The following is a 16,426-nucleotide window of genomic DNA, read 5'->3' as shown; positions in this document are numbered from 1 at the left end:
AATATCCTAAATCCTTATTTTCGATTATACAGCCTTATTTACTATCTTAGACGCAAATTTCTCAAGGGGGTTTAATCGAAGTAATCAAAAATACAAATATTTTTTATTGAACGCTTTTCGTATTAAAATTACAGACGAGATTTAATGTAATAATGTTACAATAATTTATCAATTTCATATGAGTAAAGGAATAACAAGTCGTGCTGAAGATTATTCACAATGGTATAACGAGCTTGTGATTAAAGCTGATCTAGCTGAAAATTCAGCTGTACGAGGCTGTATGGTAATTAAACCCTACGGATACGCTATCTGGGAAAGGATGCAAGCGATCTTAGATAAAAGATTTAAAGAAACAGGTCATAGCAACGCTTATTTCCCTTTATTCATTCCCAAATCGTTTTTTTCTAAAGAGGCGGCGCATGTGGAAGGTTTTGCTACAGAGTGTGCAGTGGTAACTCATTATCGATTAAAAAACGATGGTACAGGTAAGATCGTCGTGGATGAAGACGCGAAATTGGAGGAAGAGTTGATCGTGCGTCCGACTTCCGAAACGATTATTTGGAACACCTATCGTGGATGGATTGAATCTTATCGTGATCTTCCAATTTTGGTCAATCAATGGGCGAACGTTGTACGATGGGAAATGCGTACACGTCTTTTCTTGCGTACTGCAGAGTTTTTATGGCAGGAGGGCCATACAGCCCATGCAACAAGAGAAGAGGCTATTGAAGAAACGGAACGTATGCTTGATGTGTATGCTGAATTTGCTGAAAATATTTTAGCTGTGCCTGTTGTACGTGGTAGAAAAACAGAAAACGAGCGTTTTGCGGGTGCCTTGGATACGTATTGTATTGAAGCATTGATGCAGGATGGAAAAGCATTACAAGCAGGAACTTCTCATTTTCTTGGCCAAAACTTTGCAAAGGCGTTTGACGTGAAATTTACTTCTAAAGAAGGTAAATTGGAGCATGTCTGGGCGACATCCTGGGGTGTTTCTACACGTCTGATGGGCGCATTGATTATGGCTCACTCAGATGATCAAGGATTGGTATTGCCGCCAAAATTAGCACCAATTCAAGTTGTCATCGTTCCGATTTTTAAGACTGAAGAAGAAAAAGCGCAAATCGATGCTTTTGTGAATCAGTTAACCAATGAATTGCGTGTGAACGATATATCGGTAAAATACGACGATCGGGACACACAACGTCCAGGTTTTAAATTTGCAGAATGGGAGTTAAAGGGTGTTCCTGTACGTGTAGCTGTTGGAGCGAGAGATATGCAAAATGGTACGGTAGAATTGGCGCGTCGTGATACTCAAACGAAAGAAACGGTCGTTCAGGAAGGCTTGGCTGGTACTATTGTACAATTGCTAGATACCATACAAGAAAATATATATCAAAAAGCGTTAAATTTCAGGACATCTCATTTTACTGAGGTGAATTCTTATGATGAGTTTAAAGAAGTACTGGAAGGTAAGGGTGGTTTTATCTCTTGTCATTGGGATGGAACAACAGAAACGGAAAAACGTGTAAAAGAAGAAACCAAGGCAACAATTCGTTGTATTCCTTTGGATGCGAAGGAAGAGGAAGGTATCTGTATCTTTACAGGGAAACCTTCAAGTCGGCGTGTACTGTTTGCAAAAGCTTATTAATAGTGTTGTCGTAATATGAGGATACTCATTTTGGGATACGGTTGGCTCGCAGAATCTTTTGCGATACATATGAAGCATCAAGGCCATGAGGTTTGGGCTAGTACAACAACATCTGAAAAATACCATCGGCTTAAAGCCGATGGTATTTTTTCGTTTATTTTAGACTTTGATTATGAAAATTTTCCAGCACAGGTAGATTTACCTACTCAATTTGACTTCGTATTAAACAGTATACCGGCAAGTCAGAAAAATAGTGTAGCGATCCTTGAAAACAGATTTTCGAATATCAAATCATTTTATGCGCATATGACATGGAAGAAACAAGTCTTCCTGAGTTCTATTGGAATTTATCCGGACAAAGATGGCGTATTTGATGAATCCTATGCAGATACAACCAAACTTTCATCAAAACTCTTGCTTGCTGAAGCAAGTATGTTGGGATTGGCTGATACTATCATTTATCGATTAGGAGGTTTGTTTGGTAAAAATCGTGTTTTTGCCAAATATTTTTCCGAACGTATTTGTACGACGGGCGAACAACCCGCCAATTTTGTTCATATCGATGATGTGATCAGACTGTTAGAGGCAGCATCTTGCAATGCGCTTAAGCATACTGTATACAATGTTGTTGCTCCCTTACATCCTAAGAAAAAGGATGTTATTCTAGCTTCGGCAAAAAAACATGGTTATGCTTTGCCGCTTGCGTTCGAAGCTGCGGATGCGACTCAAAAAATAGTTAGCGGAAGATTACTTCTAGAGGAACTTGATTATCAATTTGTCCTGCCTGATCCTTTGCAATTTTAATTCATTTTTCTTTTTAAAATAAAAATGAATTTATGATTGTCAGCGTGAAAAAATTAAATAATTTCATTATTTTAACATCAATTCTACTAAGGGAAATTTAAGTAGAAAGTCATATTTGTTGAAATTTATTGATATCGATGGATTTTTTCAAGATATCGACATATTCCTTTAAACAAACCGATAATAGATTTAGTATTTTAACAGCTTATTATAAATAGAGCCATGACAAATGTAGAAAGACATCAATATATCTTAAAACAATTAAAGGAGGTCGGCGTAGTTCAGGTAATTGATCTATGTGAGGAATTGGGCGTTTCCTCTGTAACCATTCGGAAAGATTTGACCTTGTTGGAAGATAGTGGATTGTTGTTTAGAACGCATGGCGGGGCAACACAATATAATCCTTATACGACTGACCGTACAGTATTTGAAAAAGAGAAGCTTCGTTCGGACGATAAAAGCCGGATCGGAAAAAAAGCGGCTGAAATGATTGAGGAAAATGATTCAATCATTATAGCTTCAGGAACGACTATGCAGTCGCTGGCAAAGCAGATCATTCCTAAAGGAAATATCACTGTAGTAACTTCGGCATTGAATGTTGCGATGGAATTGATCAAATATCCTTCGGTTGAAATCATGCAGATGGGTGGGACGCTTCGCAAGACCTCAACATCCGTAACGGGAAAGTATGCAGAAAATTTATTGCATGATTTTTACTGCAGTAAATTGTTTCTGGGAGTCGATGGTATTGATCTGGAATACGGCGTATCAACTTCGAGTGCCCAGGAGGCACAGTTAAATCGCATTATGATCGATACGGCTCAAAAGGTTGTTGTACTAGCAGATTCGTCTAAATTCGGACGGCGAAGCTTCGGGCGGATTTGTGGTTTTGATAAAATTGATATATTAATTACCGATGACAAAGTAAATACAAGCTTTGTGGAATCGTTAGAAAAAGCTGGCGTAAATGTTATTGTTGTTTAACTCAGCTTAATTAAAACTCACAACGGAGCTGCTTATTTTTATCATAAAAAATGTCCCCAAAGAGTGTTTAACTATTTGGGGACATTTTTTTTATGGATAGCTTTTTTTAGCTCAGCGCCGGCTCTTGCTGGCTTAAACAGTGGAAACTTCCCAGCCCCCAAATAATGTCGACGGAATTTATTCCTATGACTTTACGTGTAGGGAAACAGCCTTGGATGATATCCAGCGCCCTTTGGTCATTTTTATCGTTAAAGATCGGTACAACAACGACATCGTTTGCAATGTAGAAATTAGCATAAGAAGCCGGTAATCTTGTTTCGTCATAGATGACCGGTGCTGGCATTGGGAGCTCAATGATATGCAGAGGCTCTCCATTTAAGAGCCTAAATGAACGAAGTGTTGCTAGATTTTCTTGAAGTATCTCATAGTTCTCGTCTGTTGGATCTTCCTCCACAACCGTTAAAACGGTGTTTTCGTTGATGAAACGTGTAATATCATCAATGTGTCCATCTGTATCGTCTCCAACGATACCGTCTCCAAGCCATAAAACCTGTTCCTGACCGTAAAATTCTTTCAAGTAGGTTTCTATTTGTTCTTTTGTCAGGTGTGGATTTCGGTTTTTATTCAATAAACAAGCGGTTGTTGTCATGATTGTTCCTGCGCCATTAAACTCAACTGAACCACCCTCCATAACGATATCAGGCGTAAATAAAGGAAGGTTAAATTCTTTGGCAATACGCGTCGGAACGACGTCATCCAGGTCGAAAGGAGGGTATTTTCCACCCCAGGCATTATAGCCCCAGTCGACAACTGCTTTTTGATTTGTTGCCTGGTTAATAATAAAAGCGGGACCGTGGTCTCTACACCAAGCATCGTTAGTCGGATTAAAATAGAATTCGATATTGCTAAAATCTGTTGTTACTTCTTTGAGCGCGGTAATAGCAAAATTTTGCATTTCCTCATTAGCGACGTTAATCCTTACTTTTTGCCCTGCTGCTACGACTTTAATAAATTCGCAATAGGGTTTGTATATTGTTTCAATCTTCCCAGGCCAGGATTCCTCTTTATGTGGCCAGCTCAACCATAAGGCTTCTTGCTTTGCCCATTCTGCGGGAAATGAGAAGCCCTGTTGTTTTGGGGAATTGTCAAAATAGTCCTGTGTGAATGTCTTTTTTTGTTCCATACTTATTTTAATGGGATTAAAAAAAGCCATTTCAGTTCGTCTCAGCACAATTGTGTGCGTTCGAAACTGAAATGGCTAGAATATCCAATATTAGTCTTCGTCAATAAAACGTTTGGTGATCGGTGCGTATGTTTCGATTCTTCGGTCTCTCAAAAATGGCCAATGTTTTCTGAAATAATCCGATTCATTTAAGTCCAATTCGACGACCTCAATTTCTTCTTTGTCATGTGAGGCAAGGTAAAGTAATTTGCCTTGTCCGTTCGTAACGAAGCTTCCACCCCAAAATTTCATCGCACCATTTTGTTCAAATCCTACACGGTTAACGGATACAACAGGGACACCATTTGCAACAGCATGGGAGCGTTGTATTGTTTGCCACGCATTGTATTGATCTTTGTTGGTTTCTTCATCTTGATCTGTTGCCCATCCAATAGCTGTAGGGTAGAATAAGATTTCGGCACCCATCAATGCGGTAATTCGAGATGCTTCAGGGTACCATTGATCCCAGCAAATTAAAATGCCTATTCTTCCAAATTTTGTTTTGAATACCTTGTAGCCTAAATCTCCTGGGGTAAAATAGAATTTTTCATAAAATGCAGGGTCATCCGGAATGTGCATTTTGCGATATTTTCCTAAATAGGAACCATCTGCATCTAATACAGCGGTTGTATTATGATACAGTCCTTCTGCTCTTTTTTCAAATAATGAAGCGATAATTACGACGCCTGCTTCTTTAGCAACAGCCGATAGGGCGTCCGTGGATGGGCCGGGAATGGATTCAGCCAATGCGAAATTGTCGTAATCTTCCACATCGCAGAAATATAAAGAGGTAAATAGTTCTTGCAGACACACAATTTGCGCACCTTTTGCAGCGGCTTCTTTTACTTTAGCGATAGCTTTTTCGAGATTCTCTTGTTTGCTTGCGGTACAGCTCATCTGTACAACTCCAACTTTTACTTTGCTCATTCTTTAATGCTTATTTTAATACAGCACAAAGATACTATTCTTAATTTGGATTTGGTCTGTGGGAAAAACAAAAAGAGCTCTTAGAGCTCTTTTCGTAATCTTGCTACAGGAATATTCAATGCTTCCCGATATTTTGCCACCGTTCGCCGCGCAATATTGTATCCTTTTTCTTTTAGGATCTCAGTTAGTTTCTCGTCAGCCAAGGGTTTCCGTTTATTTTCTTTTGAGATGCATTCCTCCAATATTTTCTTAACCTCTTTATTGGATACTTCTTCACCAGAATCAGTCTGGATCGCTTCAGAGAAAAATGATTTTAAGAGAAATGTTCCGAATTCTGTTTGCACGTATTTTGAATTTGCTACCCGCGACACCGTAGATATATCCATGTCGATTTTATCGGCGATGTCTTTCAGTATCATGGGTTTTAATTTTCGATCATCACCCGTGAGGAAATAATCATATTGGTATTCCATGATTGCATTCATTGTTTTTAGTAAGGTTTGTTGACGCTGTTTTATTGCATCAATAAACCATTTGGCTGAGTCAAGTTTTTGTTTGACGAATTGCACAGCCTCTTTCATTTTTTTATCCTTTTGATCCGATTTCTCGTAATGCTCGAACATGTGTTGGTAATCACGACTTATGCGGAGCTCAGGTGCATTTCGGCCATTTAAAGTCAAATGCAGTGTCCCATCATTATTGCTGATATGGAAATCCGGGATAATATGAAGCTGTTTGCCCGCAACTGCGCCAGAATCTCCTGGTTTAGGATTAAGTTTTAGGATCTCATTGACGACGTTTTTTAAATCCTCTGATGAAACACCTAAAGATTTTTCTAATTTATCATAATGTTTTTTGGTGAATTCTTCAAGGTAATTCGCTACGACTTTAATCGCGAGTTTGATTGTGGGGTTTTGGGTATCTTTTTTTTGTAATTGGATCAATAGGCACTCTTGTAGGTCTCGTGCTCCAATTCCTGCAGGTTCAAAATCTTGAATTACCTTTAGCATATCAAGTACTTCCTGCTCATCGGTCATTACATTTTGGCCAAAAGCGAGATCGTCGACAAGATTGATGATGGGTCGGCGTAAATAGCCGTCATCATCGAGACTGCCAATAATTTGTTGGCCAATTAAAAAGTGCTTGTCATCTAATGCTAAAAGGTCTAATTGTTGTTGTAACTGCTCATAAAAGGAGTGTTGAATAGCAACAGGCATTTCTTTCCGGTCGTCATCATCGTCTCCATAGTCATAGCCGTTGCCGTAATCTTTGAAATCATCTTCCTGGATGTAGTCTTCTAAACTAAAGTCTTCTGAGTCGAATCCGTCTTCATTGTCGAAATTGTCGTCTGGATCTTTATCGGGGTATTCTTCTATAGGATCGGTCATATTAGTCAAGCTACCATCTTCTAACGCAGGGTTTTCTTCTAATTCTTCCTTGATTCTCGCATCTAATGAAACAGTCGGAACCTGCAACAATTTTATAAATTGTATTTGCTGCGGGGACAATTTCTGTAATAGCTTTTGTTGTAATGTTTGTTTTAACATGCTAATAGTTGACTTTTTTACATCTAAATTTAAACAAATATCATTATTATTTTAAAATAAAATCGATAATAAATAAAAATTGGGTATAATATTTGTGGAACGCGGGAAAATTTATAAACAAATTTGAGACTGAGCTTGTTTTCTCCATACCGGGCTGTTCTTATTTAGTCGTCGTTGTAAATTCCAAAATATCCCTTTCGAATGATGTCGTATTTTACCGTTGTTTGGCGCGTGTTTTTTATTGTTAAAAAATGTAAATAGTTGATTACAGCGATTTATTTAGTTGTATATTTAGCCCCTGAAAATAGGTAAAAAGGCATATTGGACGGGCGTAAAACCTTTTGCTGGTCGGATGTGTTGAATATAAGATAAATTTCCATTTATGTTTAAACGTATTAAGAATAGGATTCTTCGTTATCTCGTTATAGCAATATATTTTATCATTATATTGGTGTGTGCTATACAATTGAATTTTTTGTGGCTCTTTGGTTATTCTCCGACAAAAAAGGATATCGTTATGCCCAGTGTGAATATCTCTACCGAATTATACACGGCAGATAGTGTTTTAATTGGGCGTTATTTCGACGAGGACAGAAATCCAATTCCATTTGATAGCATTCCGAAGTCTGTTACTAATGCGTTGATAGCAACAGAGGATGTGCGTTTTTATAGTCATAATGGTGTTGATTTTTTTGGTCTAGGGTCAGGTATTATCTCTACATTAAAAGGGGATAAGCGGGGTGCAAGTACAATTACGCAACAGTTAGCTAAAAATCTTTATCGTACACGTTATAATAAGGCCGGTGGATTGTTGACGCGTCTTCCCGTCGCGGGCTTGGTGGTCACGAAGTTTAAGGAGTGGATGACGGCTTATAAATTGGAGCAACGTTATTCCAAAAATCAGATATTGGAGATGTATTTAAATACGGTATCCTTCAGTAATAATGCCTATGGGATTGAAACTGCTGCAAAGCGCTATTTTTCAAAAGGAGCCAACCAATTGAATCAGACCGAAGCTGCTGTTTTGATTGGGATGTTAAAAGGTACGACTTTATATAATCCTATTCGTAATCCCGAAAATGCTTTTGCGCGAAAAAACACCGTTTTAAGTCAAATGTATAAAGGTGGTTTTCTGAAAAAAGAAGAGTATGATAATCTGGTTAAGGAGAAGATTGTTTTGAATACAAATAGTCAAGATCTTAATGCGGGGGGCGATTCTTACTTACGTGCTGCAGTAGCTAAATGGTTGGAAAAATGGTCTGAGGATAACAATTATGATATCTATACAGATGGTTTGAAAATTTACACGACGATAAATTCTAAACTTCAAAAGCATGCTGAAGATGCTGTGGCGAAACAAATGGTTGAATTACAGCAACGTCTAAATAACACCTGGGAGGGACAGGAACCTTGGCGTGATTTATCAGGTAAAGTTATCCCCAATTTCTTGGATAATTTGGCAAAGAAAACTCCTTATTATGCTTTTTTGAGTAAAAAATATGCAAATACCCCTGATAGTATCAATTACTTCCTAAATAAAAAGAAGAAGATCGAAGTTTATAATTGGAAGGATGGCAGTAAGATCGAAAAGGATATGTCTACAATGGATTCTTTGAAATATTATGCCATGATGTTAAATGCAGGCATGATGTCTATGGATCCGTATTCGGGTGAAATTAAAGCATGGGTGGGTGGGATCAACCACGAATATTTTAAGTATGATCACGTGATGCAGGCGAAGCGACAAGCGGGGTCTACATTTAAACCTTTTGTTTACTTGGCTGCTTTGGAGTCAGGGATGTCTCCGTGTGATAAGATTACCGACAAGCCTGTTACGATCAAGATTGATAAAGGGGATTCTGTTGAGATTTGGGAGCCCAAAAATGCAGACTGGAATTTTTCCTATCGTGAAATGTCGTTGCGTCATGCGATGGCACGTTCCATCAATTCGGTTACGGTTCAGTTAACTGATATGGTTACGCCTGCGAAAGTTGTTGATGCGGCCCATCGTTGTGGTATCACAAGTAAATTAAATCCTGTTGCCTCTGTGGGGTTAGGGCCTAATGATGTTTCTGTTTTTGAAATGGTGAATGGATACTCGACGATGATGAATCACGGTGAGCGTGTCACTCCTTTATTAGTGTCTAAGATCGAAGATCATGATGGTAATGTTATTGCTACTTTTCAGGCGGAGCGTAAACAAGTGGTGGATAAGCAAGATGCCTGGTTGATGACGTATATGTTGCGTGGTGGTATGGAAGAACCTGGAGGTACATCTCAGGGATTGTGGGAATGGGATTTATTTGATAAGGAAAATGAAATCGGCGGAAAGACAGGTACTTCATCGGAGTATGTGGATGGCTGGTATATGGGGGTGACGAAAGATTTGGTTACAGGTGTTTGGGTTGGCTGCGACGAACGGAGTATTCACTTTAAAAATTCTCATTCGGGAGAAGGTTCTCGTACAGCATTACCGATATTTGGGGTATATATGGAGTCTGTTTATAAAGATAAACAGTTGGGGTATACGCAAGGTAAGTTTCCTAGTCCTACAGTTGAAATTACGAAATCTTACAAGTGCGAAACTCCGCGTTATAGTGATCCAGAGCCAGATCAGAGTGATTCTACACAGGTAGAAGAGCCCGCTGATGAAGGATTTATCGGACCTGAGGAAGAGGGAGCGGAGCATCCTGTTGAGCGTAATCATACTGAAGGTGCTGATAGTGGAACGAGTAGCGAAGGGTCATCCTCGTTGGAGGAGGTTGGTAGTTAAAATTGATACTACTTAAAGAGGATTCTATCTGAAAAATAAAGATGGCCGCCTAGTTTAACTAAGGTGGCTTTTTTTATGCTAGGCTGCGTGGTTGGAATCTCTCTTGGCGAATGCTTGGTGTTGCTGTGGAAAAAGATTATTCCAGTTAGGGTTGTATTTACGAATGAGCCGTTCGACTTGCATGGTTGTAAAATGTTGCAGTTCGCTTATTCTCTTATTGGCAGTCTCCGAATTTGTAAAAGATTCTGTGTAGATTATTCGATTTAAACTAGGGCCTTGGTTGAAAATAAAACTATTGGATTGCTGTAGTTCCATTACTGTACTAAAGATGTTGGAACTGAGGCCGATTTTAAAGTGTTTACGATTGTTGTCAGTTGATATATATACAATAAAATTGTTCATAATGCTAAATTATTTGGACGTTTAAAATATATTTACTAATTTTATTGGCACAATATTACTAATAAAATTAGTTTTTGCAAAATATTTTTTGAAAAAATAATATGTCAAATATTTCGTCCAATCTGAAGTTCCTGCGAAAAGGAAAAAAAATCACACAGCAACAATTTGCTGATCTTATGGAAATTAAGCGTGCGTCTGTCGGCGCGTATGAGGAGGATCGAGCAGAGCCCAAATATGAGTTATTAAAGAAGATTGCCGAATTCTATGGTTTGACTATGGATGAGTTGGCAAACGACGTTATTGATGATAAATGGAAGCCGGTTCCCAAAAGCAATGCCTCAAATTTAAGGGTGCTTAGTGTGACTGTAGACGCAGATGATCGTGAAAATATCGAACTTGTGCCCGTTAAGGCAAGTGCCGGGTATTTAAATGGGTATGGGGATCCGGAATATGTGGCTGAGTTGCCTAAATTTTCGCTTCCTATGTTTGGTCAGGGGACATTTCGTGCTTTTGAAATAAAGGGGGACTCGATGTTACCTTTGCCATCGGGGTCCATTATTGTAGCGGAGTATGTGGAGAACTGGCATGATATCAAGCCGGGGAGTACCTATGTTATATTGTCTAAGGAAGATGGCGTGGTTTATAAGCGTATCGCTTTTAAATTTAAAGAAGATAAGGGTTTGAAGCTCGTTTCAGACAATAAAACATATGAGCCTTATTGGGTGGAGACTGCGGACATTCTTGAAGTATGGAAAGCGAAGGCTTTTATCAGTACACAACTGCCTGAGCCTACGCCGGAGCCAACAATGGAAACGCTGACGAGTATGATGGCGCAGATGCAGAAAACAATTAATGCGGTAGTAGATAGTTCGAAATAGTGGGGAATTGTCTTCGTTTTTTTTTACGATATAGTTGCGCCGTGAAGAGAATTTCTATGACCGAGGAGCGATCGATAGCTTGTTTTTATAGGGAATGTAAGTGTATTGAATATAAAAACAATCTATCTAATTTTGTTTTTTATTTTATAAAATGCTATATTTGCATATCTGAAAGGAAGGGGGCTCGTATTGCCCCCTTTTTTTAATTCAATTAATTTAGCATTTCTAGAAACAGAACAATGCAGCATATAGAAAAGAGAGTTATTGAACTCATCGGGGAAAAAATTGCAGATCGCGAGGATTTGTTTATCGTCAGCGTGAAGATGCGCCCAAATAAAATTCTTGAGATTCTTTTGGACGGAGATAATGGTGTGAATATTGATGATTGCGCACAGGTGAGCCGTCATGTTGGTTTCCACTTGGAGGAGGAAAATGTAATTGATGACGCTTACCGTTTAGAGGTTTCATCTCCAGGTATTGATGCTAATTTTGTTAATATCCGACAGTACCAAAAGAATATAGGTCGTACAGTTCAGGTAAAGTTGAACGATAATACAAAAGTTGAAGGTACATTATTGACCGTAGACGAGATGAAGATCAATGTTCTTCAGAAGATAAAAGAAAAAGGTAAAAAAGCACAAGAGGTAGAAAAAGAACTTCCTTTTGATCAAATAAAAGCAACAAAAGTGGTAATTTCATTTTAATAATAATGAGTAACAGCAACATCAATCTGATAGACTCTTTTCAAGAGTTTAAGGAGTTTAAGAATATCGATAGACCTACTGTTATTACAGTATTGGAAGAGGTTTTTCGTAGTATGATCCGTCGTCGTTTTGGTACGGATGAAAATGTGGATGTTATCGTGAATCCAGATAACGGAGATTTGGAGATTTGGAGGACGCGTGTCGTTGTTGAAGATGAGTTTTCAGAGGATGATGATCTTGAAATCGAATTGGCGGAAGCTAGAAAGCATGATGAAGATTTGGAAGTAGGCGATGATTTTATTGAACAGATCACATTGGAAAGCTTTGGCCGTCGTGCAATTTTAGCTGCACGTCAGACGCTTGTATCTAAGGTTTTGGAATTGGAAAAAGACGAGGTCTTTAAGAAATATAAAGATAGAGAAGGAGAGTTGGTCATTGGTGAGGTTTATCAGATTTGGAAAAAGGAAATCTTGGTATTGGATGAGGACGGTAATGAATTAATTCTTCCTAAATCAGAACAAATTCCGGCTGACTATTTCAAAAAGGGAGATGGCATTCGCGCAGTTGTGCATAAAGTGGATATGATGAATAATAATCCAAAGATTATCATTTCACGTACCGCACCTGCGTTCTTACAACGTTTATTTGAACTTGAGGTTCCTGAAATTTTTGATGGTTTGATTACGATTAAGAAAATCGTTCGTGAACCAGGAGAAAGAGCGAAGGTTGCTGTTGAGTCTTATGATGATCGTATTGATCCTGTAGGAGCTTGTGTTGGTATGAAGGGATCCCGTATTCATGGTATCGTTCGTGAACTGCGTAATGAGAATATTGACGTGATTAATTTTACAACAAATCATTCATTGTATATCGCTCGTGCTTTGAGTCCAGCAAGGATTAGCTCAATCAAAATCGATGAAGAAAATAAGACTGCGGCTGTATATTTAAAATCGGATCAGGTTTCTTTAGCAATTGGTCGTGGAGGACACAATATCAAGTTGGCTGGTAAATTGACTGGTTATGAAATTGATGTTTATCGCGAAAATGACGAGTTTGATGAAGATGTTGATATCGAAGAATTCAGCGATGAGATTGAAAGCTGGGTTATTGATGAATTGAAACGTGTTGGTTTGGATTCAGCAAAATCGGTGTTGTCTCTTAGCGAGGAAGAGCTGGTTAGACGTACCGATTTGGAAGAAGATACTGTTCGTGAGATTGTACGTATTTTACAAGCTGAATTTGAATAAAATTCAGCTCGTTAATTTTTTTCTATCTAACATTCGGAATAAATTGTTTATGGATGGAAAAAAACATATTTTTGTAATTATATTAAAATAGTTTATATTATAGATGACTGAAGGAAAAGGAACAAACTTGCTTAAAGCAGCAAAGGAACTCAACATCGGGATACATACCGCCGTGGAATGTTTAGTGAAAAAAGGATATGATGTAGAAGCAAAGCCTAACACTAAATTGAGCGGAGAGATGTATGGTGTGCTGTTAAAAGAGTTTCAGGGAGACAAATCACTGAAAGATGAAGCTAAACAAATTGTGATTGGCAAAATTCGTCGTGAGGAGTCGCCGTCCACTTCTCCTAAGGAATCATCTAAGAATGAGGATTTCGAAGATCATGATGAATCCAAGGAAATCTTGGTCAAAAATACGGTAGAAATCCCTTCTGTTAAGGAAACTACTCCTGCAAAAGTAGAGGAGCCCGTTCATCAAGGTGGTATGAAGGTGGTTGGTAAGATTGATCTGGACGCATTGAATAGAGGCGGAAATAAGGTCAAGAAGGAAGAACCTGTCAAGGAGGAACCTAAAACTGTCAAAGAAACACCTGCAGAGGTTAAAGCTGAAGCTAAGGTGGAAGAAAAGAAAGAAGCCGAAGTCAAAGCGCCTATTGTTGAAGCGAAAAAAGAAGAACCAAAGGTTATTGAAAAGAAGCCGGAAGTTGTTGTGCCAAAAGCTGAAATAGAAAAACCCGAAGTAAATAAAACTGAAGTAAAAGCAACTCCGGTTGTAGAGACAAAAACTGAACCTGTGAAGGTAGAAGACAAGAAAAAAGAAGAAACAGCGCCGAAAGCTGTACCAGTAACTCCAATAGCGGAGCCTGTGAAAAAACAAGGAGATGAAATTATTTCTGCTCGCGCAGAAAGATTGACAGGTCCTAAAGTCATTGGTAAGATTGAATTACCATCTGCTAGACCTTCCCACAAACCAGTGGCATCATCTTCAAATGCTGGAAATAATAATGAGAAACGTAAGCGTAAGCGTACGAATCCAAATGGTCCAGTAAACCCAAATGCGGGGCAAGGTCAAGGTCATAATAACCAACACCGTGGACCGCGTGATGGTAACAATCCCAACAACCGGGACCAACAAGGGGGTAACCGAGGTGGGAATCATGGTCCTAACAACAACCCGAACAATCGTCAAGGGCAAAACAACAACCAACACCCGGGTAGACCAGGACAAGGAGGTAACAACCAACACCCAGCTAGACCAGGACAAGGTACAAGACCGCAACACGGTAATCGTTTTGACAATAGAGGGAAGGGAAGACCTGTTGAGAATAAGGAAGAGCCTACTGAAAAGGAAATCCAAGATCAAATCAAAGCAACACTTGCTCGTTTGAGTGGTGCAGGTAAATCTGGTAAATTTGCGCAACGTGCCAAATTGAGACGTCAGAAACGTGATGATGTTGCTCAACATGCAGAAGAAGCTGCAATGGAGCAAGAAATGATGGCGAAAGTATTGCGTGTTACAGAATTCGTAACAGCAAACGAATTAGCTAATTTGATGGACGTTCAGGTAACCCAAATTATTGCAACTTGTATGAGTTTGGGTATGTTCGTATCAATTAACCAACGTTTAGATGCGGAAACTTTAACAATTGTAGCGGATGAATTTGGTTATCAGGTAGAGTTTATCAAACCTGAGGACGAGGAGACTGCTGAACTTGAGGAACCGGATAACGAAGCGAATTTGATATCAAGAGCTCCTATTGTAACGGTCATGGGACACGTTGACCATGGTAAAACATCTTTATTGGATTATATCCGTAAGGCGAACGTTACTTCTGGTGAGGCTGGTGGTATCACCCAACATATCGGTGCATACGCGGTGAAATTGGAGGATGACCGTAAAATTACATTCTTGGATACTCCTGGTCACGAAGCTTTTACGGCTATGCGTGCCCGCGGTGCTAAAGTGACGGATATTGTTATTATCGTTATTGCAGCGGACGACGCTGTCATGCCGCAAACAAAAGAAGCAATCAACCACGCGCAAGCAGCGGGAGTGCCAATCGTATTTGCATTTACTAAAGTAGATAAACCGGGAGCAAATCCTGATAGAATCCGTGAGCAGCTTTCTGCGATGAATATCTTAGTTGAAGACTGGGGCGGTAAATTCCAAGCGCAAGAGATTTCAGCAAAAACGGGAGAAAATGTTGACCTATTATTAGAGAAAGTTCTATTGGAAGCTGAGATGTTAGATCTAAAAGCTGATCCGAAAAAACGTGCTGTTGGTTCAGTAATTGAAGCAGCTTTGGATAAAGGTCGTGGTATCGTGACAACGGTATTGATACAAAGTGGTACATTACGTGTTGGAGACCCTATTTTAGCGGGATCGCATTCAGGTAAGGTGAAGGCTTTGACTAATGAAAGAGGTGAACGTGTTAAAGAGGCGGGACCGTCTGTTCCAGTACAAATCTTGGGTATGGCAGGCGCGCCAACAGCAGGAGATAAGCTTTATGTTCTTGAAAGCGAGTCTGAAGCTAGAACTGTCGCCAACAAACGTCTTCAGTTACAACGCGAGCAAGGTATGCGTGCAACTAAACATATTACCTTGGATGAAATCGGTCGTCGTTTGGCCATCGGTAACTTTAAAGAACTTAATATTATCGTTAAAGGTGATGTGGACGGTTCTATTGAAGCATTATCAGATTCATTATTGAAATTGTCTACTGACGAGATCCAAGTTAATATTATTCATAAATCAGTGGGTGCGATCTCTGAATCAGATGTATTGTTAGCTTCTGCTTCCGATGCGATCATCATAGGTTTCCAAGTACGTCCGACACAAAATGCGCGTAAGTTGGCAGAGAACGAGCAAATTGATGTACGTTTATATTCGATCATCTATGATGCGATTGACGAAATCAAGTCTGCGATGGAGGGTATGTTGGCTCCGAAATTTGAAGAGAAAATTGTTGCTGAGGTTGAAATCAGAGAAACTTTCAAAATTTCTAAAGTTGGTACGATTGCCGGATGTATGGTTAAAGAAGGTAAGATCAATAGAAATAATGATATCCGCATAATCAGAGATGGTGTCGTAATTCATACTGGTAAACTGGCATCTTTGAAACGTTTCAAAGACGACGTGAAAGAAGTTTCAATGGGTTATGAATGTGGTTTAAATATTGACCGTTTCAATGATATTCAAGTAGGAGACATTGTCGAAGCTTACGAACAAGTTGAAGTGAAACGTAAATTGTAATCACTTAGTGATACACTAATAAAACAGAAAGCGG

12 protein-coding genes are annotated in these 16,426 nt (G+C 39.1%); 8 read left to right on the top strand and 4 right to left on the bottom strand.

All coding sequences use genetic code 11. The features are described from left to right. The first annotated feature begins 178 nt into the window (after nucleotides 1–178). The 3 genes from proS (at nucleotide 179) to agaR (ending at nucleotide 3,439) form a co-directional block, all read left to right on the top strand. Nucleotides 179–1,651, top strand: coding sequence for a proline--tRNA ligase (proS, locus tag K2F45_RS18020; RefSeq protein ID WP_248931981.1), 1,473 nt, complete (start codon nucleotides 179–181; stop codon nucleotides 1,649–1,651). A 15-nt stretch (nucleotides 1,652–1,666) separates the two neighbouring features. Further along, complete coding sequence (locus tag K2F45_RS18015) at nucleotides 1,667–2,455, top strand: Rossmann-fold NAD(P)-binding domain-containing protein (RefSeq protein WP_248931980.1); 789 nt, start codon at nucleotides 1,667–1,669, stop codon at nucleotides 2,453–2,455. Between the two features lie 222 nt (nucleotides 2,456–2,677). Next, on the top strand, nucleotides 2,678–3,439 hold the full coding sequence (gene agaR / locus K2F45_RS18010) for a transcriptional repressor AgaR (protein ID WP_153848702.1): 762 nt from the start codon (nucleotides 2,678–2,680) through the stop codon (nucleotides 3,437–3,439). Nucleotides 3,440–3,545: 106 nt separating this feature from the next. On the opposite strand, the gene K2F45_RS18005 is transcribed toward agaR, so the two are convergent. The 3 genes from K2F45_RS18005 to rpoN all read right to left on the bottom strand — a co-directional run bounded on the left by K2F45_RS18005 (nucleotide 3,546) and on the right by rpoN (nucleotide 7,135). Further along, on the bottom strand, nucleotides 3,546–4,622 hold the full coding sequence (locus K2F45_RS18005; RefSeq protein ID WP_182331225.1) for an agmatine deiminase family protein: 1,077 nt from the start codon (nucleotides 4,620–4,622) through the stop codon (nucleotides 3,546–3,548). A gap of 90 nt (nucleotides 4,623–4,712) precedes the next feature. Beyond that, entirely contained in the window at nucleotides 4,713–5,588 is an 876-nt protein-coding gene (locus K2F45_RS18000; RefSeq protein WP_075993381.1) for a carbon-nitrogen hydrolase, read from the bottom strand. Between the two features lie 80 nt (nucleotides 5,589–5,668). Continuing rightward, nucleotides 5,669–7,135 (bottom strand): RNA polymerase factor sigma-54, encoded by a 1,467-nt coding sequence (rpoN, locus tag K2F45_RS17995; RefSeq protein WP_075993380.1) that lies wholly within the window; start codon nucleotides 7,133–7,135, stop codon nucleotides 5,669–5,671. A gap of 382 nt (nucleotides 7,136–7,517) precedes the next feature. On the opposite strand from rpoN, the gene K2F45_RS17990 reads away from it, so the two are divergent. Then, on the top strand, nucleotides 7,518–9,908 hold the full coding sequence (locus K2F45_RS17990) for a penicillin-binding protein 1A (protein ID WP_248931979.1): 2,391 nt from the start codon (nucleotides 7,518–7,520) through the stop codon (nucleotides 9,906–9,908). Nucleotides 9,909–9,986: 78 nt separating this feature from the next. Here the strand turns inward: K2F45_RS17990 and K2F45_RS17985 are convergent, their stop codons facing one another. Further along, complete coding sequence (locus K2F45_RS17985) at nucleotides 9,987–10,310, bottom strand: GIY-YIG nuclease family protein (RefSeq protein ID WP_075993378.1); 324 nt, start codon at nucleotides 10,308–10,310, stop codon at nucleotides 9,987–9,989. A 101-nt stretch (nucleotides 10,311–10,411) separates the two neighbouring features. Here K2F45_RS17985 and K2F45_RS17980 point away from each other — a divergent pair, with 101 nt between their 5' ends. The 4 genes from K2F45_RS17980 (at nucleotide 10,412) to infB (ending at nucleotide 16,392) form a co-directional block, all read left to right on the top strand. Then, nucleotides 10,412–11,188 carry an XRE family transcriptional regulator gene (locus tag K2F45_RS17980; protein WP_248931978.1) on the top strand — a complete coding sequence of 259 codons (777 nt, stop codon included), beginning with the start codon at nucleotides 10,412–10,414 and terminating at the stop codon, nucleotides 11,186–11,188. Nucleotides 11,189–11,427: 239 nt separating this feature from the next. Next, nucleotides 11,428–11,892 (top strand): ribosome assembly cofactor RimP, encoded by a 465-nt coding sequence (gene rimP, locus K2F45_RS17975; RefSeq protein WP_201667777.1) that lies wholly within the window; start codon nucleotides 11,428–11,430, stop codon nucleotides 11,890–11,892. Nucleotides 11,893–11,897: 5 nt separating this feature from the next. Further along, a complete protein-coding gene (gene nusA, locus K2F45_RS17970) occupies nucleotides 11,898–13,139 on the top strand; it encodes a transcription termination factor NusA (protein ID WP_070567754.1) in 1,242 nt (413 codons plus the stop codon). Nucleotides 13,140–13,242: 103 nt separating this feature from the next. Continuing rightward, on the top strand, nucleotides 13,243–16,392 hold the full coding sequence (infB, locus tag K2F45_RS17965; protein WP_248931977.1) for a translation initiation factor IF-2: 3,150 nt from the start codon (nucleotides 13,243–13,245) through the stop codon (nucleotides 16,390–16,392). The last annotated feature ends 34 nt before the right edge of the window (nucleotides 16,393–16,426 follow it).

This window comes from Sphingobacterium siyangense (genome assembly GCF_023277505.1).
In the GTDB taxonomy this organism is placed as follows: domain Bacteria; phylum Bacteroidota; class Bacteroidia; order Sphingobacteriales; family Sphingobacteriaceae; genus Sphingobacterium; species Sphingobacterium siyangense.
The sequence above is the reverse complement of the archived record's forward strand: the minus strand, read 5'-3'. Positions and strand labels throughout refer to the sequence as shown.